Source organism: Myxococcales bacterium, from assembly GCA_016712525.1.
Classification (GTDB): domain Bacteria; phylum Myxococcota_A; class Polyangia; order Polyangiales; family Polyangiaceae; genus JAAFHV01.
Map to the genome: position 1 here is coordinate 1,224,684 of JADJQX010000007.1, position 22,928 is coordinate 1,247,611.

Below are 22,928 nucleotides of genomic sequence, written 5' to 3' on the forward strand. Positions count from 1 at the left end.
CCCGCTACCCTCGCCGCCCCTCGGACACCGGCGCGTAGAGCGAGACGCCCCTCACGTCCTCGAGCACGGTCAGCGGGTGCTTCAACGACGGGAACGCCCGCTGCTCGCAGTCGGTGCGCTCGCACATGCGGCACGTGACCCCGACCGGGATGCACGTGTCGGGGTTCGAGAGATCGATGCCGTCCGAGTAGACGAGCTCCTTCGCGTACTGCGCCTGGCAGCCGAGCCCGATGGCCTGCACGGGCTTCTGCGCGTGGTAGCCGCCCGAGTCCTTCTGGATGGTGCGCGCGAGGCAGAAATAGGCGACCCCGTCGGGCATGCGAGACATCTGGATGCGGATCATGCCCGGCGTGAGGAACGCGCTGAAGATGTTCCACCGCGGGCACGCCCCCGAGAACCGCGCGAACCGGATGCCCGAGGCGCTGAACCGCTTCGAGATGTTGCCCGCCACGTCGATGCGGACCATGTGGAACGGGACACCCTCGTTCCCAGGGCGCCGGAGCGTCGTCACCCGGTGGCACACCTGCTCGAAGCCGACCTTGAACCTGCGGCCGATGACGTCGAGGTCGTAGCGCTCCTCGCGGCACGCCGACATGAACGCGTCGTACGGCATCAGCACGGCGCCTGCGAAGTAGTTCGCGAGCGACACCCGAGCGAGCGCGCGGCTCTCGGGTGTGGTGAGGCGCCCATCGGACACGAGCCGGTCGATGACGGCGCGCTGGGTGAGGAGGCCCACTTGGTGCGCGACCTGGAAGGTGCGCGTCCGCGTCGGGAGGAGCTCCGACAGCACGAGCTCCCCGCGGCTCGCGTCGAACCTGCGCAGGATCCCGCGCCCCGCGCTCGAACGCGCGATCTGGACGGTCACCCCGTGGGCGCGCTCGAGGTACCGAAGGAGCCCCTGGTAGAGGTCCTCGGTGCCGAGCTCGGCCTCCCTCCAGAGAGCCTCCGCGCCGGCCTCGAGCTCGGGCACGAAGTTCGACATTTTCTGAATGAAGTCGGACACTTCTTCCGTGGGGATGTGCGACCTGTCGACCACGCCGAGGTCCTCCCCTCCGGCGAGCTTCGACGAGAGGTTGTCGGCGGTCTCTCGGGCGGCTTGGTAGGCCTTGTAGAGGGAGAGCACCGCACGTGACGCCTGGGGGCTCGCCGTGGCCATCTCGCGCACGTCGACCGAGGTGAGGTCCTCGTCCTCGAAGAGCGGATCGGCGAACGCCTCGGTCAGGTCCGACACGAGCCGGGCGTCCTCGTCGGCCGCGAACGCGTGGAGGTCGAGGTCGAAGATCTGGGCGAGCTTGATGAGCAGCGGCGCCGGGAGCGGCCTGCGGTTGTTCTCGATGAGGTTCAAGTAGCTCGCCGAGATGCCGAGGCGCTCCGCGAGCTCGACCTGGCTCAGGTTCTTCGTGCGGCGATGCCCGCGCACCTTCGCGCCGAGCTTCGGGCCACCGTCGCGTGCTCGCGCCTTGTCGTCCGCGCTCGGCCCTTTGCCCGACTGCGTCACTCGCGCCATGTCATTCCTCGATCATGCTGGAATGTTTTCAACATTTACAATGTGACACACTTCACTTTACAACCATGAACCTAGCTTTCTAGGCCGTGTCACAACGTTTGTTGACTTGTGACAGAACCAATCGCATTGTCAACGGCGTCGCACGTCGGACCGCGTCAACGCCACGAACGAGGACGTCCCCATGCCCGAGTCTCTCCCCCTCCCCCCAGGTGTCGCCCTCAACGCCCCCGCGACGCCGTCCGCGGCCGCGGTGCTCACTCCCGAGGCGCTCGCGTTCGTCGCCGAGCTCGCGCGCAAGTTCGGGCCTCGCATCCGCGAGCGGCTCGAGGCGCGCAAAGCTCGGAAAGCGCGGCTCGAGTCCGGAGAGTCCTTCGATTTCCTCCGCGACACGACCCACGTCCGCGAGGGCGACTGGGTGTGCGATCCCACGCCGCCGGACATCCTCGACCGCCGCGTCGAGATCACGGGCCCCGTCGATCGCAAGATGGTGATCAACGCGCTGAACTCCGGCGCGAAGGTCTTCATGGCCGACTTCGAGGACGCGACCTGCCCCACGTGGGAAAACCAAATCGAAGGTCAAAAGAACCTCTTCGACGCGGTCCGCAGGACCATCACGTTCGAGGGCGCGGGCAAGACGTACACGCTCGCCGAACGCACCGCCGTCCTCTTCGTGCGCCCACGCGGGCTCCACCTCGACGAGAAGCACGTCACCGTCGACGGCGAGGTGTGCCCCGGGAGCCTCTTCGACTTCGGCCTCTTCTTCTTCCACAACGCGAAGGAGCAGCTCGCGCGCGGCACGGGCCCGTATTTCTACCTGCCCAAGCTCGAGAGCCACCTCGAGGCGCGTGTGTGGAACGACGTGTTCGTGCACGCCCAGGCGGCGCTCGGCGTCCCCGAGGGCACCATCAAGGCCACGGTCCTCATCGAGACCCTTCCCGCGGCGTTCGAGATGGACGAGATCCTCTTCGAGCTCCGGCGGCACTCGGCCGGCCTCAACTGCGGCCGCTGGGACTACATCTTCTCGTTCATCAAGAAGCGCGCGCACGAGCCGTCGGCGCTCCTGCCCGATCGCGCCCAAGTGACGATGGACAAGGGCTTTTTGCGCGCCTACTCGGAGCTCCTCGTCAAGACGTGCCACCGCAGAGGCGTGCACGCGATGGGCGGCATGGCCGCGCAGATCCCCATCAAGGGCGACGAGGCGAAGAACCAAGCGGCGCTCGACAAGGTCCGCGCCGACAAGCTCCGCGAGGCGAAGAACGGCCACGACGGGACCTGGGTCGCCCACCCCGCCCTCGTGCCGGTTGCGATGGCCGTGTTCGACGAGCACATGCCCGAAAAAAACCAGCTCGCGAAGACGCGGGACGACGTGCTCGTCACGGCGCGCGACCTCCTCGGCATCCCCGAGGGCACGCGCACCGAAGAGGGCCTCCGCCACAACGTGCGCGTGGGCGTGCAGTACGTCGAGGCCTGGCTCGGCGGCCAAGGCTGCGTGCCCCTCTACAACCTCATGGAAGACGCCGCGACCGCCGAGATCTCGCGCGCCCAGGTGTGGCAAGAGATCCGTCACGAGGCCAAGCTCGACGACGGCAGCGTCGTCACGAAGGCGCGCCTCGCGAGCATCCTCGACGACGAGCTCGCCCGCATCCGCGCCGAGGTCGGCGAGGCCCGCTTCACGAGCGGCAAGTTCGCCGAGGCCCGCGCCCTCTTCGAGAAGCTCTCGACCGAGCCCACGTTCGAAGAGTTCCTCACCGTCCCCGCGTACGCCGCCGTCGTGGCGTCGGGCGCCTGATTCATCAAGCATTTCGAACCGTTACGTGACCCAAGAAGGAGACGACCCGATGACCGCTACGACCCAGAACGACGCCCTCGCCAAGCGCTTCGAAGGCATCGTCCGCCCGTACTCGCAGGCCGACGTTCAGAAGCTCCGTGGCTCGGTGAAGATCGAGTACACGCTCGCGAGCCGGGGCGCGAAGCGGCTCTGGCAGCTCCTCCACGACGAGCCCTTCGTCGCGGCGCTCGGCGCCCTCACCGGCAACATGGCCGTGCAGCACGTGCGCGCGGGCCTCAAGGCCATCTACCTCTCGGGTTGGCAGGTCGCGGCCGACGCGAACACCGCCGGCCAGATGTACCCCGACCAGTCGCTCTACCCCGTCGACAGCGTGCCCGCCGTCGTCAAGCGCATCAACCAGGCGCTCCAGCGCGCCGACCAAATCGAGCACGCCGAGGGCAAGAGCCAGTACGACTGGTTCCTCCCCATCATGGCGGACGCCGAGGCCGGCTTCGGCGGCCCGCTCAACGCGTTCGAGCTCATGAAGGGCATGATCGAGGCGGGCGCCGCGGGCGTGCACTTCGAGGACCAGCTCGCGAGCGAGAAGAAGTGCGGCCACATGGGCGGCAAGGTGCTCGTCCCGACGAGCCAGTTCATCCGCACGCTCACCGCGGCTCGCCTCGCGGCCGACGTGATGGACGTCCCGACGATCCTCGTCGCCCGCACGGACGCCGACAGCGCGAAGCTCCTCACGAGCGACGTGGACGAGCGCGATCACCCCTTCATCCTGAAGGGCGAGCGCACGGCCGAGGGCTTCTACAAGATCAAGAGCGGCGTCGAGACCGCCATCGCGCGCGGCCTCGCCTACGCCCCCTACGCGGACCTCGTCTGGTGCGAGACCTCCACGCCCGACCTCGCGCAGGCCAAGCAGTTCGCCGAGGGCATCCGCGCCAAGTTCCCGAACAAGCTCCTCGCCTACAACTGCTCGCCGTCGTTCAACTGGAAGAAGAACCTCGACGACGCGACGATCAAGAAGTTCCAGATCGAGCTCGGGGCCATGGGCTATAAATTCCAGTTCGTGACCCTCGCGGGCTTCCATGCGCTGAACCACGGCGTCTTCACGCTCGCGAAGGACTACAAGGCCCGCGGCATGGCGGCCTACAGCGAGTTCCAGGAGCGTGAGTTCGCGTCGGAGAAGGACGGCTACACCGCGACGCGCCACCAGCGCGAGGTGGGGACCGGGTACTTCGATCAGGTGGCCGAGGTCATCTCGGGCGGCAAGGCCTCCACCCTCGCCCTCCACGACTCGACCGAAGCGCACCAGTTCTGAAGCGGCGGCCCTCGCGGGCCAAGCCATCGAGAGCGGGCTCGGGAGCCATTCCGAGCCCGTTTTCTCGTTCCGTGCGACGCTTCCTCTCGCCTTGAACGTGTGTTCCGTTTACCGTCGCTAGACCGAGATGGCGTCCGAGAAGAAGCGCTTCACCGAGACCCAAAAGATGGCCGGCGTCGCCGTGCCCGAGCGTCGCCCGTCCCGACCGCCGATCCCCCGCGAGGAGCTCGACGACGAGCCGACCTCGGCCGACGAGCCGGCCACGGCGTCGATGATCCCGCCGATGTCGATCCCGCCCGAGAGCATCCGCTCCGACGAGGTCGAGTTCCACGTCATCCGCGATCACCACACGTCCACGGGTCCACGGCGCACCTGGCGGGCCATCGAGGTGTGGACCCGGCACCACATCTACGGGATCGACTCGCAGATGATCTGCTTCGAGATCATCGATCGCGCCACGGGCAAACCCGAGGCCGATCACGCCATGCTCGGCTCCCGGCTCGGCGGCGGCAGGCGTCGCGAGAAGGACTTCGTGCGCTACGCGTATCCCCTCCCGCTCCCCGGCATGGCCGCGATGTTCACGCGCGGGCGCAAGCACGGCTACACGTCGGCGGTCGACAGGGTCGTCGTGCGGGTCCGCGTGCTCCAGGCCCGCCCGGACGACGCGCTGCCCTCGTGGGACGAGGTCGCGAGCCGCTGGAACCCCGCGAAACGTTGAGGGAATCCGTGTTTCGCACGCTCCTCTTTGCCTTGTCGCTCGGGCTCGTCGCGAGCGCGTGCTCGCGGGTCGACGACAAACCCTCGCGGGAGACGGCCTCCGCGAGCCCGAAGCCCACGACGGCGAAGAAGCTCACCTTCACGCGCGCCGGCCCCGGCAAGCTCGTCGACGTCGTCGCGGCCCACGCGCGCGCAGCCGAGGCCCAAGGGAGGACACCGCTCGTCTACGTCGGGGCGCGATGGTGCGAGCCCTGCCAGTACTTCCACAAGGCCGCCGAGGCGGGCGAGCTCGATGGCGCGTTCGGGGACGTGTCGATCCTCGAGCTCGACGCGGACGACGACGGCCCTCGCCTCGCCGCGGCGGGCTACGCCTCCACGTACGTGCCCCTCTTCGTCGTGCCCGAAAAAGACGGACGCGGGTCCGAGCGACGCATGGCCGGCTCGATCAAGGGGCCCGGCGCCGTCGCCGAGATCACCCCTCGCCTCCAGAAGCTCCTCGGGCGGTAGACCTTCAGCCGCCGGGAGGCGGGATCGTACCGACCCGCTCGGCCAGGAAGACCGCGGCGGACTCGGGGTCCTCGAACCTCACGGCGAGCCGGTAGCGCCAAGGCTCGTCGGAGTGGACGTCGGTCTCGTCCACGCGGACGACCGTCGCCTTCACGGCGGCCGCCTCTTTCCCGGCCGTGTCGTGGAGCCGCAGCGTGAGCTCGGTGCCCACGTCGAAACGGCTCGGGGTCGCGACGAGCAGCCCTCCGCCGCTCGCGTCTCGGGTCACGCCGAAGCGCGACGTCTTGCCTTGCCCCTCGATCTCGACGGCCACGTACGTGGCGAAACGCTCCTCGACGCGCCGGTCCTTGTTCGCGTTGGATGCATCGCTCATGGGGCTTCCCTCTCCTCGTCACTCTGCCGAAGGCGCCGACCGCATTCAAGGGCCCTGTCTCGCCTCGCGCCCGAACGCGTGAGAATCGTCAGGCGGCCCGAACGAGCCCGAAGGCACACACGCCACGCGCCCGGAGCCCCCTCCGGAGCTCGGCGACCCGCTCGGGCTCGCCCCGGACCGCGGCCACCACCTCGGCTGCCCACTCGTCGAGCATGCGCCCCCCGCACGCCGAGACGTCGTCGAGATCCCCGCGCAAGACGGCCCGCCAGCCCGTGACCGCCGTCCGAAACGCCGGGGTGAGCCCCGCCTCTCCGGCGATCCCGAACGAGCGCAGCGCCGCGCGGACCGAGGCGTCCTCGGGGACGATCTCGGCCTCCAAGAGCTCGATGGCGAAGGCGGCGCGCGCCCCCGAGAGGTCGGCGATCGCAGGGAGGAGGTCGGCGGTGAAGGGATCGTCCACCGGCTCGAGGCCATCTTCGGCGAGGCCGTCGGCCGAGAGCTCGATCACCTCCCCGTGCTCCGGCGGAAGGGGCATGACCGGCGCGCGCAGGAGGGCGTCCTCGATGACGTCGTCGGGCTCGCACGGGACGCCGCTCTTCGCGAAGATCCCGCTGGGCCGCTCGTCCACCACGGGCCCGCGCTCGACCTCCGCGCGCCGCAAAACGAACGCGGGCGTCTCTCGGGTGGAGCAGGCGAGCTTGGGGTTGTCGCAGGGAAATTCAGGGCAGATTCGCACGTGGGCCTCCGCTCGGGCGAGCCTCGCGAGCATCTCCCGCAGGAACCGAGGTGGCCAAGTTCCCCACACGTGGCGTGTCCATCCCGCGTCTCGTTCGTCGAAAAAACCCCTTTCCGTGGCCGGTTTCGCGCGATAGTTCGTGTGCGAAACGTCGGCGATCGCGCGCCGACCCCAAGGAGCGCCCGTGAAGAACGCATTCATCTCCGGCACCGGAATGTACGTCCCGCCCCGCGTCGTCACGAACGACGACCTCCGCACGCAGTACGGGATCGATACGACCCACGAGTGGATCCTTCAGCGGACCGGGATCGAGGAGCGCAGGTACGCCGAAGAGGGTGTCGGCTCGGCCGATCTCGCCGTCCCGGCCGCGCAGATGGCCATCAAGAACGCCGGGCTCGAGAAGGAGGACATCGACATGATCCTCTTCGCGACGCTGTCGCCCGAGCACCAGTTCCCCGGCGCCGGCGTCTATTTTCAGCAGAAAATGGGCTACTGCGAGGGCCCCAAGGCCAAGTTCGTCCCGGCGATGGACATCCGCAACCAGTGCTCGGGCTTCCTCTACGGCCTCGCCACGGCGAGCGGGCTCGTGCGGTCCGGCGCGGCCAAGCACGTGCTCGTCGTCGGCGCGGAGACGCACTCCGCAGCGCTCGACTTCTCGACCCGCGGCCGCTCCGTGACCTCCCTCTTCGGAGACGGCGCGGGAGCCGTCGTGGTCTCGGGGACCGACGAGGACAAGGGCATTCGACACTTCAAGCTCGGGGCCGACGGTCGCTACGCCGACACGCTCGCCCTGAAGGTGTGGGACATCCGCAAGCGCCCCTACATCCCGGTGAACGAGCGCGGCAACGGCGAGGTCGATCCGGTGATGCTCTGGCCGCAGATGGAGGGCAAGACGGTCTTCAAGAACGCCGTCGAGCGCATGATCGGCGGGCTCATGGAGTGCTGCAGCGAGGCCGGCATCACGGGCACCGATATCGACTTTTTCCTGTTTCACCAGGCGAACTTGCGCATCAACCAGTACGTGCAGCAGACGCTCGGCATCCCCGACGAGAAGTGCATCCACAACATCCAGAAGTTCGGCAACACGACAGCCGCCACCATCCCGACCCTCATGCACGAGGCCCTCGAGACCGGCCGGCTCAAACCCGGCATGAAGTGCGCGGCCGTCGCCTTCGGCTCCGGCTTCACGTGGGGCGCGGTGCTCATCGACTTCTGAGCGCGAGCGGCCGCCGCGAGCAGCGACGGTCACGGTGTGGCGACGCGCGGTCCACGGCTCTAGGCCGGAGGCCGCGCGTCGTTTCGTAAGGGGCTCGTTGGCGCGTGCGCCCGTGTCAGCCGATGCCGCCCGCCGCGCGATCGACGAGCCAGGTGAGGCTGCCCTTGAACGTGCGCGTGATCCGCGCCGGGCACTCGCTCACGTCACCACCGAGGGCCCAAGCCTTCTCCAGCGGGCCGTTTTTGCTCTTTCCGAACGCGAGCACGTACGAGCTCCGCGCTTCGGCCAGCACCGCGCGCCCGAGGGTGAGCCTCGCCTCGCGGGTCTCGGTCGCCGGCACGGCCAACACGAGGCTCGTCGTGTCGGCGACCGCCGCATCTCCCGGGAAGAGCGAGGCCGTGTGGCCGTCGTCTCCCACGCCGAGCACGACGAGATCGAGCACCGGGGGCGCGCCCCCGAGCTCCCCGACGAGCGTCTCCGCGTAGGCCTTGGCAGCCGCGTCGAGATCGGCGGCGCCGCCGTCCATCGGAAAAACCCCTGCAAAAGCGAGCTCACCGAAGGCCTCGCGGACGGCGCGCGCGTTCGACCGTTCGTGCGTCGCCGGGACGGCGCGATCGTCGACCCAGAAGAGCCGCACCTTGTCCCACGGGAGCTCGTAGCCCGCGAGCGCACGGTACGCCGGGAGCGGCGTGGACCCGCCGCTCACGGCCATCGACGCCGAGCCACGCGCCTCGATCGCGCGCACGAGCACCTGCGCGAAGAGCTTGGCGGCCTCGGCGGCCCCGCTCTCCGCGTCACGGACGGCCAAGAGCTTCCCCGGAACGACTTGAGTGGTCACGAGCGCGAGCCTAAGGGCACACCCGCGCTTGTGCAATCGCCGACGCGATCCGGCGCTGCGAGGCGGGGGGGCGATGCTTGCGACCGCCCCCTCGGCCCCTTCAGCGCGAGGCCAAGTACGTCTTCACCTTCGCGACCACGTGCGGCACGGTGAGGCCGAACTTGTCGGCGAGGACCTTGTCGGGCGCGCTCGCGCCGTACGACTCGATGCCGATCGCGAGCCCGTCGCGGCCGACGATCGCCTTCCACGGCTCGGCCCGGCCGGCCTCGATCGAGACGGTGGGCACGCCGGCCGGAAGCACCGCGTCCTGGTAGGCCTTGGGCTCGGCGGCGAAGGCCTCGAGGCACGGCGCCGACACGACGCGCACCTTTCGGCCGGCCTCGCGGAGCTCTTTGGCCGCGCCGACCGCGAGCCCGACCTCGCTGCCCGTCGCCACGAAGACGAGATCCGGAGCGCCGCCCTCGGCCTCTTCGAGCACGTAGGCGCCCTTGAGGATCGTCTTCGGATCGAAGCCCGCCGGACGCGCCAGTGTCGGGACCTTCTGGCGCGTGAGCGAGAACGCGGTGGGGGCGTCCTTGCGGCCGAGCGCCAGGGCCCAGGCCGCGGCGGTCTCCATCGCGTCGGCCGGACGAACGACGTAGAGGTTCGGGATCATGCGGAGAGACCACACGTGCTCGACCGGCTGGTGGGTCGGTCCGTCCTCGCCGAGGAAGATCGAGTCGTGCGTGAAAATCCACACGACCTGGAGCTTTCCGAGGGCAGAAAGCCGAATACTTCCGCGCATATAGTCACTAAAGACGAGGAACGTTGCACCGTAGGGCAGGAAGCCCCCCGCGAGCGCCATCGCGTTCACGATGCCGCCCATGCCGTGCTCTCGAATGCCGAAGTGGAGGTTCCGGCCCGCGAACTCGCCGCGCCCGACCGAGCCCGCGCCCTTGATGAGGGTCTTCGTCGACGGGGCGAGATCGGCCGAGCCACCGACGAGGCTCGGGACGAGCTCGGCGACCTTCTGCTGGATCGTGTTCGAGAGGCCGCGGGTCGCGTCGTCCTTCGTGGGGAGCGCCGCGAGGAGCTTCTCGTACACGTCGGCCGGGACGGCGCGGGCCTCGAGGGCGTCGAGCGCCGCGGCCTTCTCGGGGTTCGAGGCGCGCCACGCGGCGTAGGTCTTCTCCCACGCGGCCCGCTCCTCGGCGAGCTCGGCGAGGCGCCCACGGAAGAGCGCGGACACCTCTTCGGGGACGAAGAACGTCTTGTCGGGGTCGAAGCCCATCCCCTTCTTCACGAGGGCGATCTCTTCGGCGCCGAGCGGGGCGCCGTGCGCCTCGGACGTGTCGTGGGCGTTCGGCGCGCCGTTCGCGATGTGGGTGCGCGCGACGATGAACGACGGGCGCCCCTTCTCGGCCTTGGCCGCGTCGAGGGCCTTCGACACGGCGGCGCGATCGTGGCCGTCGACGTGCTGGACGAAGAACCCGTACGACTCGTAGCGCTTGCCCACGTCCTCCGTGAACGCGAGGCTCGTGTCGCCCTCGATCGTGATGCGGTTGTCGTCGTAGACGAGCACGAGGTTGTCGAGCCCGAGGTGCCCCGCGATGCTCGACGCCTCGGCCGCAACGCCCTCCATCACGTCGCCGTCCGAGCAGACCACGAAGGTGCGCTGCGCGGCGAAGGGCTCGCCGAAGCGCGCCGCCTTCATTTTGCTGGCGAGCGCGAAGCCCACGCCGTTCGCGATGCCCTGACCGAGGGGGCCGGTCGTGGTCTCGACGCCGGGCGTGTGGTGAATGTGCTCGGGGTGCCCGGGGGTCTTCGAGCCCCACTGGCGGAACGCCTTGAGATCGTCGAGCGAGAGGTCGTACCCGGTCAAATGCAGGATCGAGTAGAGCAGCATCGACGCGTGCCCGCACGAGAGCACGAACCTGTCCCGGCCGAGCCACGTGGGGTCCTTGGGGTCGTGGCGCAGGTGCTTCGCGAAGATCTCGAAGGTGATGTCGGCGAGCCCCATGGGCGTCCCGGGGTGGCCGCTCTGGGCCTTCTCGACTCCGTCGATGGAGAGCGTCTTGATGGTGTCGACGGCGAGCTTCTCGGCTTTCGGATCAAACGGCTTCATCGGCGCTCCTTGGGGCATCGGCGGGGGCCCTCGGGGGGCCGGCGGGCGTACTTTCGTTTGGCTCGGCCCGCGACGCAAGGGCATCCGCCGACGGCTCCGTCGAAGTCGCGCGCGACGACCTCCGGATCAGCCCTTCGGACCTCCGTGGGCGCCTTCTGCGCTCGTCGCGGCCGGGGGGCTCTGGGCGGGCTTCGTGTCGAACGACAGCACGACGATCGCGAGCACGCCGAGGCCGACGCCCACCGCGCGCCGAAGCGTGAACGACTCCCCGAAGAGCAGAGGGGCGAGCGCGGCCGAGAGCGTCACGCCGCCGCCGAGCACGATCGTGCCCGTCGTGGCGACCGGGCCGCCCTTCCGGAGCGCGTAGAAGAGCAAGATGCTGACGGCCGAGATGCAGAGCCCGCTCGCGACCGAGAAGGCGATCCCGGGCTTCGTCGTGGGCGCGCCCTCGGCCTTCGGCAGGAGCGCGTGGGCCACGAGGATCCCGAGCGCCGCCGTGGCCTCGAGCACGAACGCCCCGAGCGAATCCCCGATTTTCCCCGAAGCGGCGCGCAAGAGCGTGTAGTGTGCACCTACAAAAACCGCGCCCGCGAGAGCGGCGACGAGCCAAGCTTGCATGCGGCGAGCCTACCTGGATCGTCCCCCGCACGCGTTGCCCGTGGCGCGTGACCCGCTTTCACGGCATAGGAAGGGCCATGCGCGCGCCCCTCCGACCTGGCTTCCTCGCCACCCTCGCGACGTCTGCCCTCCTTTCGTGCACCGCAGCCGTGTCGCCGGAGGAGGCGACGAGCGAGGACGACGCCACGTCGTGGAAGGCACCGGCCGAGTCGAGCTGCGAGGCTCAGGGCATGCGCGACGTGGCCAACACGGCGAGCGTGAAGGAGCTCGACGAGGCCGCGAAGATCGACCGCCGCGCCGCCGAGAACCTGGTCGCGGGGCGGCCCTACGCGACGCTCAAGTCCATCGACGACGTCCCCCTCGTCGGTCCGAAGACGCTCTCGGCGCTCTTGGCCTACGCGAAAGAAACCTCGCGGGTCGCGCGCGCGTGTGGGCCCAGGCAGGCGCTCGGCGTCGTGTCCGACATCGACAAAACGGTCGCGCCAGAGGCGAAACCGGACCTCTCGAAGGCGCCCTATCCTGGCGTAAAGACTCTCTATTCTCTCCTCGACACGCTCGGCGGCGACCCCCCGAACGACGTCGTCTACGTGACGGCGCGCAAGCCCGAGCGGGTGACCGAGATCCCCGCCTACTTCACGCGGCACGGCGTGCCCACCGGCACCATCGAGACGGGCCTCGGGGGCATGCCGTGGGTGGCCGAGCCCGAGAAGGTCCGCGACATCGAGGCCGTGCTCGCGCGCACGGGAGACAAAAAGTTCGTCTTCTTCGGGGACACGTCCCAACGCGATCCCGAGGTCTACCGCACGATCGCGAGCCGCCACCCGGCGCGCGTCGCCGCGATCCTCATGCACAAGGTCACGGCCGAGGTCCCGCCCGCCCGCGTGGAGGGCCAGAAGCTCCACACCTCGTACGCCGAGGCCGCGTCGTTCCTCCTCGGGCTCGGGCTCCTCTCCAGGGACGAGGCGAAGAGCGTCATGCTCGCGGCGAAGGAGGAGGGCCTCGCGCTCGACGACGCGCGCATGGCATCGCTCCTCGACGCTCCCCTCCGCTGACCGCGCCACGCGCTTCGTCAGTGCTTCGAGCCGGACTCGCGCACGGCGGCGTTGTGCTCGTCGAGCGTCTCCGAGAAGGCGTGCCGCCCTCCCCCTCGCGCGACGAAATAGAAGTAGCGGGTGCTCGCCGGCTGGAACGCGGCGGCGAGGCTCTTCACGCCGGGGTTCCCGATGGGCCCTGGCGGCAGGCCCTCGTGCGTGTATGTACTGTACACATTCTCGGGGGCGAAGTTGATGTCGTGGGTGATCTTCCCCGCGTAGCTCGCGCACGCCGGGATCTGGGCCCGCATCACGAGGCAGCCGTACCCGGCCGTCGGGTCGCACTGGAGGACCTTCCGCTTGAACGACGGCTCGCGGAGGCGATTCACGAACACGCTCGCCACGATCGGGCGTTCTTCGTCGACCGCGGCCTCCTTCTCGACCATGCTCGCGAGGGTGACGAAGTGCCGCGTGGTCCAGCCGAGCTGCGCGGCGAGCTGGGCGCGCGACGCGGCGTGCGCCACCTCGAGCCCCGCGAGGCGCTTGTCCATCTCGTTCTTCATGCGACGGACGATGTCGGCCGGGTCGGAGTCGGCCACGAAGTCGTACGTCGCCGGGAAGAGGTACCCCTCGGCCGAGCCCTCGAGCCCGAGCTCGGCGAGGAGCTCCGGGCGGGTGGTCTCCTCGAGGAACGCGGCCTGCGTGCACACGTGTTTCTCTTCGAGCCGGCGGGCCATGTCGAAGCGCGTGAACCCCTCGGGGAAGGTCACCTTGGCGCGCTCGGCCATGCCGAACCGCTGGAGACGCCTCAGGATTTCGCCGGGGCCGGCGTCGTCCGTGAGCAGGTGTTTGCCGAGGGCGATGCCCTTCGTGCCGCCTTGGGTCGTCGCGTAGAGGGCGAAGAGCCTCGGGCTCGCGACGACGCCCGCGGACGCGAGCCTGTCGGCGAGCGCCCACGCGCCTTCGCCCGCGGTGACCTCGACGACGACGGCCTTGCCGGCGCCGGGCCCCTTCCCGGACGGGTACACGAGCAGAATGCCGCTCGAGGCCAAGGCGAAGAGCGCCCCGACGACGACCAGCACGACCCGGAGCGCCCGCCCGACGCCCCCCTCGGCTCTCGAGGCGGACTTCGACCCGCTGCGATGTCGCTTCTTTCGGCGCCCCTCTCCCGTGCTCATGACCCTCCCTCGCGGTCGAGCCAGGCCTGAAGGATGGTCACGGCCGAGGCCTCGTCGATCCGCGCCTTCGCTTTCTTTCCGAAGACCTCGCTCGCCGCGAGCGCGCGCTGAGCCTCGACGGTGGTCAGCCTCTCGTCCCAAAGCTCGACGTCGACCCCGCACGTGTCGGCGATCTCCTGCGCGAGGAGGCGCGCCCGGCGGGCGGCGTCCCCCTCGCCGCCCTTCATGTCGAGCGGGAGCCCACACACGATGTGCGTGACCCCTTCGTCCTCGACGAACGCGCGGAGGCTCGCGAGAAACTCGGGGCGCGGCTTCGCGAGGATGACTCCGCGCGGGTGGGCATACATGCCGAGCTCGTCGGCGAGGGCTATCCCCACACGCACGCCGCCCAAGTCGAGGGCGCACGCGCGGATCGGCTTGCGCTTCTTCTTCGGTCTCTCGCGCGGCCCGGCCGGGGCGCCCGAGCCCGCGTCCGCGGGACGCTCCCTCTTCACGGCGCTCGGGCTTAGCAGAGAGGCACGCGGGGGGAAAGGCCGTCGCCCCGGCAGGGCGCGGGCCGAAACGCTTGACCCCAAAGAGCCGAGCGGGCAAAAGTCCGCCCGCGGCCGCGGCCGCTCGCGACCATGGCTTCTTCCTTCCGCGCCGTCAAAGGCATGAACGACGTGCTCCCGGGCGAGATCGCTCGGTGGCACCGCCTCGAAGCGCTCTTCCGGCGCGCCATGGCCCTCACCGGCTACCGCGAGGTGCGCACCCCCTTCGTCGAGGACAAGGGCCTCTTCGTGCGCACGATCGGCGAAGTGACCGACGTGGTCGAGAAGGAGATGTACGCCTTCTCTCGCCACCACGACGAGCTCGCCCTCCGCCCCGAGGGCACCGCAGGCGCCGTGCGAGCGTACGTCGAGCACAAGGTGCAAAACCGCGAGCCCGTCTCGCGCTGGTACTACCTCGGCCCCATGTTCCGCGCCGAGAGGCCCCAAGCCGGCCGGTACCGCCAGTTCTGGCAATACGGCGCCGAGTGCTTCGGAGACGCCGGCCCGGGGACCGACGCGGAGATGATCGCCGAGCTCGCTGCGTTCCTGCGCGAAGCCGGGGTCACCTCGCCGCGCGTGCTCGTCAACTCGATCGGAGGCAAAGGCACGCGCGTCGCCTACGCCGAGGCCATCCGGGCCTACCTCGACCCGAAGCGGGCGACGCTCTCCGAAGAGTCGCAGAAGCGCCTCGAGAAGAACCCGCTCCGCATCCTCGACTCGAAGGCCCCCGAGGACCACACCGCCCTCGAAGGCGCCCCCCGCCTGGAGGACGTGCTCGACGACGCTGACAAGGCCCATTTCTCCAATCTTCTCGAGCACTTGACCGCGCTCGACGTCCCCTTCGAGGTCGACCCGAAGCTCGTCCGAGGGCTCGACTACTACACGCGCACCCTCTTCGAGATCAAAGGCGCAAAAGAGAAGCTCGGCGCGGGTGACACGCTCATCGGCGGAGGCCGCTACGACGGCATGGTCGAGGAGCTCGGGGGCCCGAGCGTGCCTGCCATCGGCTTCGCCGGCGGGCTCGAGCGCCTGCTCATCGCCACGGACGATTCCCCCGTCGAGCCTCATGTCACGTGCTTCGTCGCTCCACTCGGCACGGGCACGACGTCCGCCGCCCTGTCGCTCGCGCGCGAGCTCCGCGCCGCCGGCATCGCGACCGAGGTCGACACACGCGGAGCGACGCTGAAGGCCATGCTCCGCCGCGCGAGCGGCCTCGCCGCGCCCTACGCCCTCTTGCTCGGCGAGTCCGAGCTCGCCGACGGCGTCGTCGAGGTGAAGGACCTCGCCGCGCACACCCAAGAGAAGGTCCCTCGGGGCGCGCTCGTCGCCCACCTCTCCGCGCGGCTCGCGGGGGCGACGTCGTGAGCCGGAGGGCGGCCCTCGCCGCGCTCGTGCTCGCGCTCCTCCCCGGTACGGCGCTCGCGCAGGCCCCGCGAGGCCGAGGCCGCCCGGCTCCCCCGCCTCCGGGACAAGGCGATCCGAGCGCCCAGGACGACGACGACGGCAAGGCCCCCATGCGGTCCGAGCCGCAGTCGAAGGCGCCGGACGATCCGCTCGCCGTGCCCGACGAGATCAAAGATCGCATCGGCTCCGACGACGTCGACCAGACGCCGAGCCCCGTCGGGAGGCTCAAGCGCTCCTTTTTTCCCCTCTACGAAGAAGAGCGCGGAGACTACCGGTTCCGCTTCCTCCCGCCCTTCTACCTCGAGCACACCCGGGGCGCCCCCGCGGCCGACGCGCCGACGAAGGTCTCGGCCCCCGACACCGAGTCGCTCTTCGGGCTCCTCTACTACCGGCGAAGGTCGCCACGTCACGACCGCGACATCGTGTTTCCGCTCGCGTGGCACGTCCGGGACGACGACTCCCGCACCTTCGTGCTCGGGCCGCTCGCCCACCGCGAGGCGCCCGGCGAGCACGACAACTGGGTCGCTCCGCTCGCCTTCACGGGCGCCCGGAAGGACGGCGGCTACTTCCACTTCCCGCTCCTCCTCACGTCGTCGCACTGGGGAAAGGACGGCGCGTTCACCCTGATCGGCCCCTACTTCCGCGATCGCACCGGGAGCGACGTCGACCGCGGTGTGGCGCCCTTCTTCTTCCAGGGCGACAACGGGAACGTCGAGGGGGGTCGCAAGACCTACACCCTCATTCCGCCCCTCGCGTTTTACCACCGCGAGCGCGAGGCCGACGAGAGCAGCTTCACGGTGGCGGGCCCCGTCATCACGCACGAGGACCCGAAGCGCTTCGTCTTCGACATCGCCCCGTTCTACTTCAGCATCCGTGGAAAGCCGGAGACGGGCGGGGTGCGTGAGTCGCACACGACGCTCTTTCCGTTCTTCCACTACGGCACGTCCCCGACCCAGAACCTCTTCGCGTTCCCCGGGTACCTCCACCGCACGACCCCCACGGTCGACACGACCGTCACGCCGTTTTTCGTGCACTCGACGACGCGCGCAGGCCGCACGAGCCTGACCACGGCCGGCCCGATCGTGCCGCTTTATTACGGCTACGAGGACAAGGACACGGACTTCCACGCCACGGGCGTCTTTCCCTTCTACTACGGCGACAGGAGCCCCGAAGGGAAGACGCTCTGGACGCCGCTCTTCGCGCGGTTCGAGCGCTTCGGCGAGTCCCGCATGTACTGGGCCTTCCCGAACCTCACGGTCTCGCGCGGGTACAAGGGCTGGGAGACCGACCTCCACCCGATCCTCTACCTCGGCCGCAGCGAGAGCTCGTCGCACACCGTGCTCGCCCCCTTCTTGTGGGATTTCACGAGCCCGAAATCCCGCGCCACCGTCGCGTTCCCGTTCTTCTGGCGCTTCGCCGACACGAAGACCCAAGAGATCACGCAGGTCGCGGGCAACACCGTCTACCTCCAGAAGCGCGCCGCAGGCGGGACCGGCCTCGATTGGCAGTTCCACTTCGCGCCGCTCTTCTCGTACGGCGAAAACCCGGCCGGGTACTTCTGGAACGTCCTCTTCGGCCTCGCGGGCTACAAGCGCCAGGGCTCGCTCTCGCAGATCAAGGCGTTCTGGTTGCCGATCACGCTCTCGGGGACCGACACGAAGGTCGCCCCGTTCGATCCGAACGCACGCTGACGGCAAGGCGCCATGAAACGGCGCCAGATTCTCTAATCGTATCGGCACATGAGCCGCACGTCATGGCCCGCGCTCGAGCACCTTCTCGAAGGCGTGGAGGGCGCGCTCGACGTCGGCCTCGGTCGTGTCCTCGCCCATCGACACGCGGACCGCTTCGCGCGCACGCGCACCGAGGAGCGCGGCGACCACGGGAGACGGCTCGGCCGTACCGGCGCTGCACGCGCTCCCGCTCGACACCGAGACGCCCTCGAGATCGAGCGCGGCGACGAGCTCCGGCCCCTCCCACCCCGAGAAAAGAAGGCTCGTCACGTGCGGCGCGCGCGCCGGGGGAGAGAGCGCGGGAGGCCTCTCGGCGAACGTGGCGAGGCGCGCCTCGAAGCCGTCACGGAGCGCCGCGAGGGCCGCATACCGCGAGGGCCCCGTGGCAGCGAAGGCGAGCGCCGCGGCGAGCCCCGCAGCCGCCACGGGATCGACGGTGCCGGGCCGGAGGCCACGCTCCTGCGAGCCCCCGAACACGTACGGGTGGAGCTTTACCCCGGGCTTCGTCGCGAGCGCCCCGATCCCCTTCGGGCCCCGCGCCTTGTGCGCCGCGATGGCGATCGTGTCCGCGCCGAACACGAAATCGAGGCTCACGCGCCCTACGGCCTGCACGGCGTCGACGTGGACTTTGGCGCCCGCGAGGTGCGCGAGCGCGATCGCTTCGGCGACGGGTTGGAGGGCGCCCGTCTCCTGGTTCACGGCCTGGAGCGCGACGAGGCGGACGTTGCCCGCCCCGAGCGCACGTTCGAGCTCCCCGAGCCGCACCACCCCTCCGGCCTCGAGGCCGAGCCACACGACGTCGCAGAGGCCCTCGGACGCGAGCGCCTCGGCGACCCGCACGATCGACGGGTGCTCGGCGCGCGACGTCACGAGGACGCCGCCTTTGCCGCGCGAGAACGCCGAGCGCAGCGCGAGGTTGTTCGCCTCGGTGCCCCCCGACGTGAGCACGACGTCGCGCCCGTCGTACCCGAAGAGCGAAGCCACGGCGCTCCGTGCCGCCTCGAGGTGCCGCCGCGCGGCTCGCCCATCGCCATGAACGCTCGCGGGGTTCGCCCACGCCGTCCGCATGACCTCGCCCATCGCGACGATCACCTCGGGCCTCGGCGGGGTCGTCGCGTTCCAGTCGAGGTACACACGGGCGCTCATGCGCCCTCGGCCACGAGCTGCGGCGCGCGCTTCGCCACGGAGAGCCGAAAGCAGCCGCCACCGAGGAACATGCCCTCGATCGTGGCGCCCTCCGGGACGAGCACCACGTCGCCGCCGAGGCCCCGCGCCACCTTGCGCGCGATCGCGAGCCCGACGCCCACGCCGCCGAACGCCCGCGTGACCGAGCCGTCGACCTGGTAGAACGGCTCGAAGATACGCTCGGCGCGGTCCTCGGGGACGCCCTCTCCGGTGTCGGCCACCACGACCTCGAACGTGTCGGGGGTCGAGCTCACCGAGACCCCGACGATCCCGCCGTCGGGCGCAAATTTCACTGCGTTATCGACGATTTGCCCGATCGCTCGGCTCAGCCGATCCGAGTCCGAGTACCCCTCGAGGCCGCCCTTCGGGAGCTCCTCGAGGAGCGTGAGCTTCTTCTCGTCGACCTTGTCGGCGAAGTGGGCGAGCGTGCGGCGCACCGTGTCCACGAAGTCGTAGTCGCGGTGGAAAAAGCGCATCTTCCCGGTCTCGAGCGCGGTGACGTCGACGAGGTTGTCGAGCACGCCACGGAGCCTGCGCACCGAGTCGTCCATGGCGCGGAGCGCTTTCATCTGCGACTTGTTCACGTCGCCGAGCTCTTCGTCGAGCAGCATGCGCAGGTAGCCGACGATGGGGGTGAGCGGCGTCGCGAGCTCGTGCGACACGTTCCGGTAGAACTCGACGCGCAGCCGGTCCATGTCCCGAAGCCGCTCGTTCGCCGCCGAGAGCTCGGCCACCTTCTGCTCGAGGTGCGCCACGATGCGCCCGCTCTGCATACGAAGCCGCTCACCCGTGGCGTCCGAGAACGAGACGAGGCTCGGCCGAAACCCCTTCAGGTACCGCCCGACCTCCGCGGCGAACTTCCGCGCGTCGATCGGCTTCTGGAGAAAACCGTCGCACCCGACGGCCAGGCTCGTCTCGCGGTCGCCCTCGGCCGTGATCGCGATGATGGGCACACGCGCGAGCGCCGCCTCGGTTCGCAACCGGAGGGTGACCTCGTACCCGTCGAGACCCGGGAGGTTGATGTCGACGAGGACGAGATCGGGGCGCTCGGCGAGCGCGAGCCGGACCCCCTCGACGCCGTCGGCCGCGTCGACGACCTCGTGCCCCTCGGCCAAGAGCAGCTTCCGGACGAGCAAGCGATTGCGAGGGTCGTCTTCGATGTGGAGAACGCGGGCCATGGAAAAGCGCTCCGGGGCACGAGCCGCGGGACCAGGGCGGGCCGAGCGCGCGCCTCGGTCCGGGGGGCCGAATCGCCGTACGCTCGCTCATTTCATGGGATTTGTCACTCGACGGGGCGCCACCCGCCCGACGGGGCCGGACACACGACGGGGGCTTTACAACGCGGCGGATAAAGGTAGGTTGCCGGGGCTCATGGTCCAAAGAACCCGCCTTTTTGCCTCGGTCCTCGCGCTCGGCCTCGGCCTCGGCTCGATCGGTTGCTCCAAGCTCACGGCCCCCCAAGACGAGGAGCCCGTGACCGTGACGAAGGAGCCGGCAGGCGGCGCGGAAAAGCCGGCCGCGAACCCGCACGGCGACAACCCGCACGGCGACAACCCGCACGGCGAGAAGCCCAAAGACCCCGAGAAGCCCAAGGAGCCCGAGAAGCCCAAGGAGCCCGAGAAGCCCCTCGAGAAGAAGGACCTCACCGTCGGCAAAGGCCCCGAGGCCAAGGCCGGGGACTTCATCTCCGTCCACTACGTGGGCACCCTCACGGACGGGAAAGAGTTCGACGCCTCACGTAAACACGGGAAACCCTTCGACTTTCAGCTCGGCCAAGGCAACGTCATCAAGGGCTGGGACGAGGGCGTGAAGGGCATGAAGCCCGGCGGAAAACGAAAGCTCGTGATCCCGCCGTCGATGGCCTACGGCGACCGCGGCGCTCCGCCCGTGATCCCCCCGGGCGCCACGCTCGTGTTCGAGGTCGAGCTCCTCGAGATCAAGAAGAAGCCATGACGGGCCGCGGGCTCGCGCTCGCGTCGCTCCTCGCGGCGGCGGCGCTCGGCTGCGGCACGGCGCAGGTCGTCGCGGCGGCCCCCGAAGGCACGGCGGCCGAGGCCAAGTCTTCCGCAGCCGCGGTCCCGTCCGAGGCTCCCTCGAGCTCCGCGGCCGAACCGGTCGGCGAGAGCGCGCCCCCCGCCCCCAAGCCCTCTCCCTCGGGCGTCGCGCCCAAAGAGGTCGGCGCGCGCCACGTGCTCGTCCAGTACGTGGGGGCCGAGCGGGCTCCGGCGTCGGTCGTCCGCACGCGGGAGCAAGCCGAGGCGCTCGCACAAAAGGTCCTCGCGCGGGCGCGGCGTGGCGAGAGCTTCACGCGCCTCGCGACCGAATACTCCGACGAGCCCGGCGCTGCCGGCCGTGGGGGCGCCCTCGGCAAATTCGGCCGCGGAAAAATGGCTCCGGCGTTCGAAGAGGCCGCGTTCCGCCTCGCGGTCGGCGAGGTGTCGAACGTGGTGGAGACGCCCTTCGGCTTCCACGTGATCGTCCGCACCGAGTAGGCCGCGGTCCGTCGCCCCGGGCCTCACGTTTTCCTTCCACCGCGCACGGATGCCCCGCCCATGACCGCCACCTCGGAACGCCCTCTAAGGCCCCTGCCCGCAGGCCTCGCCGCGCTCGGGGCATGCATCTCGGGTCTCTTCTACTTCCTCGCGTTCCCGGGCATCGACCTGTGGCCGTTCGCGCTCGTCGCGTTCGTGCCTTTCTACATCGCGCTCGAAGGTCAGGCGCCGAAGCGCGCCGCGTGGCTCGGCCTCCTCCAAGGGGCCACCATGAACGCCACCGGGTTCTACTGGCTCATGGGCATGCTGAAGACCTTCAGCGGGTTCCCGGCGCCCATTTGCGCGTTCTTCGTCTTGATCGTCGCCACGTTCCAAGGCGGGCGTTCGGCGCTGCACGGCTACCTCTACGCGCGCATCCGCCAGCGCTTCGCCGTCGAAGGCCGCGACCCCGGCGCGCTCCGTCCGCTCGTGTTCCTGGGCACGTTCGCCGCGGCCGAGCTCGTCTTCCCTGCCCTCTTCACCTGGTACTTCGCCGGAGTCACGCACGACACGCCGGTGCTCGCCCAGACCGCCGATCTCGCCGGCCCGATCCTCGTCGGGGTCGTGCTCCTCTGCACCAACGTCGCCGCGGGCGAGCTGCTCTTGGCCAAGCTCGAGCGACGCACGCTCGACCGCAGGATCCCCGGCGTGGCGCTCGGCGTGTTCGCCCTCGCCCTCGTGTACGGCCTCGCACGCATCGCGCAGATCGACGCGAAGGCCGCGGCCGCCGAGCCGCTCAAGGTCGGCCTCGTGCAAGGCAACCTCGGGCTCATGCAGAAGCGCGAGGATCCGGGCGAGGGCCTCCGTCGCCACAAGCGGCTCACCCAGGAGCTCCGCCAGAAGGGCGCCGAGCTCGTCGTGTGGAGCGAGTCGTCGGTGACCTTCGCCGTGCCCGAGGCGATGTACGGGCCGTTCATGAAGGACCGCGTGTCGGGCTCGGCCGGCGTGCCGCTCATCTTCGGCGCCGTCGTCTACCGCGTCGACCCGGACCGCGAGCGCTGGTTCAACACCGCCCTCTCGTCGAACCAAAAGGGCGACGTCACGGCCCGCTACGACAAACACTACCTCCTCGCGTTCGGCGAGTACCTGCCCTTCGGCGAAGAGCTCCCGATCCTCCACAAGTGGTCGCCCAACAGCGGTAGGTTCTCGAAAGGAAAGGAGTTTTCGCCTCTCCTTTTCACGCGCGACGGCAAGGATCACAAGCTCGGCACGCTCATCTGTTACGAGGACATCCTCCCGCGTTTCACGAACGATCTCGTGAACGAGGCGAAGCCCGACCTCCTCGTGAACATCACGAACGACGCCTGGTTCGGCGACACGCTCGAGCCGTGGCAGCACCTCGCGCTCGCCAAGATGCGGGCCGTGGAGCACCACCGCTACCTCGTCCGCGCGACGAACAGCGGCGTGTCGGCCGTCATCGATCCCGTGGGGCGCACGCTCGGCCACACGAAGACCTTCCAGCCCGAGACCCTCGAGGCCACCGTGCACTTCTTGAGCGACGGCACCCTCTACGAGGTCGTCGGCGACGCGCCGTGGCTGCTCGTCACGGTCGCGATGCTCTACCTCGCCTTCCTCGCCAAGCCGAAGAAGCCCACCCCCGTCGAGGCCCCAAAGGTCGCGTAACC

Annotated in this window: 21 protein-coding genes; 11 read left to right on the forward strand and 10 right to left on the reverse strand. The window is 69.7% G+C overall.

Translation table 11 applies throughout. The features are described from left to right. Positions 1 to 4 precede the first annotated feature (4 nt). Entirely contained in the window at positions 5 to 1,507 is a 1,503-nt protein-coding gene (locus tag IPK71_22320; GenBank protein ID MBK8216474.1) for a DUF2083 domain-containing protein, read from the reverse strand. Between the two features lie 181 nt (positions 1,508 to 1,688). Here IPK71_22320 and aceB point away from each other — a divergent pair, with 181 nt between their 5' ends. From aceB to IPK71_22340, 4 genes are all read left to right on the forward strand, one after another. Further along, entirely contained in the window at positions 1,689 to 3,296 is a 1,608-nt protein-coding gene (gene aceB, locus IPK71_22325) for a malate synthase A (GenBank protein ID MBK8216475.1), read from the forward strand. Between the two features lie 49 nt (positions 3,297 to 3,345). Then, a complete protein-coding gene (aceA, locus tag IPK71_22330; GenBank protein ID MBK8216476.1) occupies positions 3,346 to 4,605 on the forward strand; it encodes an isocitrate lyase in 1,260 nt (419 codons plus the stop codon). Positions 4,606 to 4,732: 127 nt separating this feature from the next. Next, positions 4,733 to 5,323, forward strand: coding sequence for a hypothetical protein (locus IPK71_22335; GenBank protein ID MBK8216477.1), 591 nt, complete (start codon positions 4,733 to 4,735; stop codon positions 5,321 to 5,323). A gap of 8 nt (positions 5,324 to 5,331) precedes the next feature. Beyond that, positions 5,332 to 5,829 (forward strand): thioredoxin family protein, encoded by a 498-nt coding sequence (locus IPK71_22340; protein ID MBK8216478.1) that lies wholly within the window; start codon positions 5,332 to 5,334, stop codon positions 5,827 to 5,829. A gap of 4 nt (positions 5,830 to 5,833) precedes the next feature. Here the strand turns inward: IPK71_22340 and IPK71_22345 are convergent, their stop codons facing one another. After that, positions 5,834 to 6,202, reverse strand: coding sequence for a PilZ domain-containing protein (locus IPK71_22345; GenBank protein MBK8216479.1), 369 nt, complete (start codon positions 6,200 to 6,202; stop codon positions 5,834 to 5,836). A gap of 88 nt (positions 6,203 to 6,290) precedes the next feature. After that, entirely contained in the window at positions 6,291 to 6,938 is a 648-nt protein-coding gene (locus IPK71_22350) for a hypothetical protein (GenBank protein MBK8216480.1), read from the reverse strand. A 184-nt stretch (positions 6,939 to 7,122) separates the two neighbouring features. On the opposite strand from IPK71_22350, the gene IPK71_22355 reads away from it, so the two are divergent. Beyond that, the gene (locus tag IPK71_22355; protein MBK8216481.1) at positions 7,123 to 8,154 is read left to right on the forward strand and encodes a ketoacyl-ACP synthase III; all 1,032 of its coding nucleotides are present in this window, start codon (positions 7,123 to 7,125) and stop codon (positions 8,152 to 8,154) included. 115 nt (positions 8,155 to 8,269) lie between these two features. On the opposite strand, the gene pgl is transcribed toward IPK71_22355, so the two are convergent. The 3 genes from pgl to IPK71_22370 form a co-directional block, all read right to left on the reverse strand. Then, positions 8,270 to 8,992 (reverse strand): 6-phosphogluconolactonase, encoded by a 723-nt coding sequence (pgl, locus tag IPK71_22360; GenBank protein ID MBK8216482.1) that lies wholly within the window; start codon positions 8,990 to 8,992, stop codon positions 8,270 to 8,272. A gap of 100 nt (positions 8,993 to 9,092) precedes the next feature. Continuing rightward, on the reverse strand, positions 9,093 to 11,096 hold the full coding sequence (gene tkt, locus IPK71_22365) for a transketolase (GenBank protein ID MBK8216483.1): 2,004 nt from the start codon (positions 11,094 to 11,096) through the stop codon (positions 9,093 to 9,095). 126 nt (positions 11,097 to 11,222) lie between these two features. Continuing rightward, on the reverse strand, positions 11,223 to 11,714 hold the full coding sequence (locus IPK71_22370; GenBank protein ID MBK8216484.1) for an EamA family transporter: 492 nt from the start codon (positions 11,712 to 11,714) through the stop codon (positions 11,223 to 11,225). Between the two features lie 77 nt (positions 11,715 to 11,791). On the opposite strand from IPK71_22370, the gene IPK71_22375 reads away from it, so the two are divergent. Beyond that, positions 11,792 to 12,766 (forward strand): DUF2183 domain-containing protein, encoded by a 975-nt coding sequence (locus IPK71_22375; GenBank protein ID MBK8216485.1) that lies wholly within the window; start codon positions 11,792 to 11,794, stop codon positions 12,764 to 12,766. A 17-nt stretch (positions 12,767 to 12,783) separates the two neighbouring features. Here the strand turns inward: IPK71_22375 and mltG are convergent, their stop codons facing one another. Both mltG and ruvX read right to left on the reverse strand, forming a co-directional pair. After that, positions 12,784 to 13,923: an endolytic transglycosylase MltG gene (gene mltG / locus IPK71_22380; GenBank protein ID MBK8216486.1), complete on the reverse strand. Its 1,140-nt coding sequence runs from the start codon at positions 13,921 to 13,923 to the stop codon at positions 12,784 to 12,786. Continuing rightward, entirely contained in the window at positions 13,920 to 14,336 is a 417-nt protein-coding gene (gene ruvX, locus IPK71_22385; GenBank protein MBK8216487.1) for a Holliday junction resolvase RuvX, read from the reverse strand. The genes mltG and ruvX overlap by 4 nt, the downstream gene beginning before the upstream one ends. A gap of 210 nt (positions 14,337 to 14,546) precedes the next feature. Here ruvX and IPK71_22390 point away from each other — a divergent pair, with 210 nt between their 5' ends. Together IPK71_22390 and IPK71_22395 are read left to right on the forward strand one after the other, a co-directional pair. Next, on the forward strand, positions 14,547 to 15,818 hold the full coding sequence (locus IPK71_22390) for a histidine--tRNA ligase (GenBank protein MBK8216488.1): 1,272 nt from the start codon (positions 14,547 to 14,549) through the stop codon (positions 15,816 to 15,818). Next, positions 15,815 to 17,548, forward strand: coding sequence for a hypothetical protein (locus IPK71_22395; protein MBK8216489.1), 1,734 nt, complete (start codon positions 15,815 to 15,817; stop codon positions 17,546 to 17,548). The genes IPK71_22390 and IPK71_22395 overlap by 4 nt, the downstream gene beginning before the upstream one ends. A 60-nt stretch (positions 17,549 to 17,608) precedes the next feature. On the opposite strand, the gene IPK71_22400 is transcribed toward IPK71_22395, so the two are convergent. After that, complete coding sequence (locus tag IPK71_22400) at positions 17,609 to 18,733, reverse strand: cysteine desulfurase (GenBank protein MBK8216490.1); 1,125 nt, start codon at positions 18,731 to 18,733, stop codon at positions 17,609 to 17,611. Beyond that, positions 18,730 to 19,950, reverse strand: coding sequence for a hybrid sensor histidine kinase/response regulator (locus tag IPK71_22405; protein ID MBK8216491.1), 1,221 nt, complete (start codon positions 19,948 to 19,950; stop codon positions 18,730 to 18,732). The genes IPK71_22400 and IPK71_22405 overlap by 4 nt, the downstream gene beginning before the upstream one ends. Positions 19,951 to 20,143: 193 nt before the next feature. Between IPK71_22405 and IPK71_22410 the strand changes: the two genes are divergently transcribed. From IPK71_22410 to lnt, 3 genes are read left to right on the forward strand one after another with little or no spacing between them, the layout of a single operon-like run. Beyond that, complete coding sequence (locus IPK71_22410) at positions 20,144 to 20,725, forward strand: FKBP-type peptidyl-prolyl cis-trans isomerase (protein MBK8216492.1); 582 nt, start codon at positions 20,144 to 20,146, stop codon at positions 20,723 to 20,725. Then, positions 20,722 to 21,264 (forward strand): peptidylprolyl isomerase, encoded by a 543-nt coding sequence (locus tag IPK71_22415; GenBank protein ID MBK8216493.1) that lies wholly within the window; start codon positions 20,722 to 20,724, stop codon positions 21,262 to 21,264. The genes IPK71_22410 and IPK71_22415 overlap by 4 nt, the downstream gene beginning before the upstream one ends. Before the next feature lie 60 nt (positions 21,265 to 21,324). Further along, positions 21,325 to 22,926 (forward strand): apolipoprotein N-acyltransferase, encoded by a 1,602-nt coding sequence (lnt, locus tag IPK71_22420; protein ID MBK8216494.1) that lies wholly within the window; start codon positions 21,325 to 21,327, stop codon positions 22,924 to 22,926. Positions 22,927 to 22,928: the final 2 nt, after the last annotated feature.

What these genes read in the sequence shown, in the direction of transcription:
- IPK71_22320 (MBK8216474.1), bottom strand. Translation starts at nt 1,507, where the DNA reads ATGGCGCGAGTGACGCAGTCGGGCAAAGGGCCGAGCGCGGACGACAAG.
- aceB (MBK8216475.1), top strand. Translation starts at nt 1,689, where the DNA reads ATGCCCGAGTCTCTCCCCCTCCCCCCAGGTGTCGCCCTCAACGCCCCC.
- aceA (MBK8216476.1), top strand. Translation starts at nt 3,346, where the DNA reads ATGACCGCTACGACCCAGAACGACGCCCTCGCCAAGCGCTTCGAAGGC.
- IPK71_22335 (MBK8216477.1), top strand. Translation starts at nt 4,733, where the DNA reads ATGGCGTCCGAGAAGAAGCGCTTCACCGAGACCCAAAAGATGGCCGGC.
- IPK71_22345 (MBK8216479.1), bottom strand. Translation starts at nt 6,202, where the DNA reads ATGAGCGATGCATCCAACGCGAACAAGGACCGGCGCGTCGAGGAGCGT.
- tkt (MBK8216483.1), bottom strand. Translation starts at nt 11,096, where the DNA reads ATGAAGCCGTTTGATCCGAAAGCCGAGAAGCTCGCCGTCGACACCATC.
- IPK71_22370 (MBK8216484.1), bottom strand. Translation starts at nt 11,714, where the DNA reads ATGCAAGCTTGGCTCGTCGCCGCTCTCGCGGGCGCGGTTTTTGTAGGT.
- IPK71_22375 (MBK8216485.1), top strand. Translation starts at nt 11,792, where the DNA reads ATGCGCGCGCCCCTCCGACCTGGCTTCCTCGCCACCCTCGCGACGTCT.
- mltG (MBK8216486.1), bottom strand. Translation starts at nt 13,923, where the DNA reads ATGAGCACGGGAGAGGGGCGCCGAAAGAAGCGACATCGCAGCGGGTCG.
- IPK71_22390 (MBK8216488.1), top strand. Translation starts at nt 14,547, where the DNA reads ATGGCTTCTTCCTTCCGCGCCGTCAAAGGCATGAACGACGTGCTCCCG.
- IPK71_22400 (MBK8216490.1), bottom strand. Translation starts at nt 18,733, where the DNA reads ATGAGCGCCCGTGTGTACCTCGACTGGAACGCGACGACCCCGCCGAGG.
- IPK71_22405 (MBK8216491.1), bottom strand. Translation starts at nt 19,950, where the DNA reads ATGGCCCGCGTTCTCCACATCGAAGACGACCCTCGCAATCGCTTGCTC.
- IPK71_22410 (MBK8216492.1), top strand. Translation starts at nt 20,144, where the DNA reads ATGGTCCAAAGAACCCGCCTTTTTGCCTCGGTCCTCGCGCTCGGCCTC.
- IPK71_22415 (MBK8216493.1), top strand. Translation starts at nt 20,722, where the DNA reads ATGACGGGCCGCGGGCTCGCGCTCGCGTCGCTCCTCGCGGCGGCGGCG.
- lnt (MBK8216494.1), top strand. Translation starts at nt 21,325, where the DNA reads ATGACCGCCACCTCGGAACGCCCTCTAAGGCCCCTGCCCGCAGGCCTC.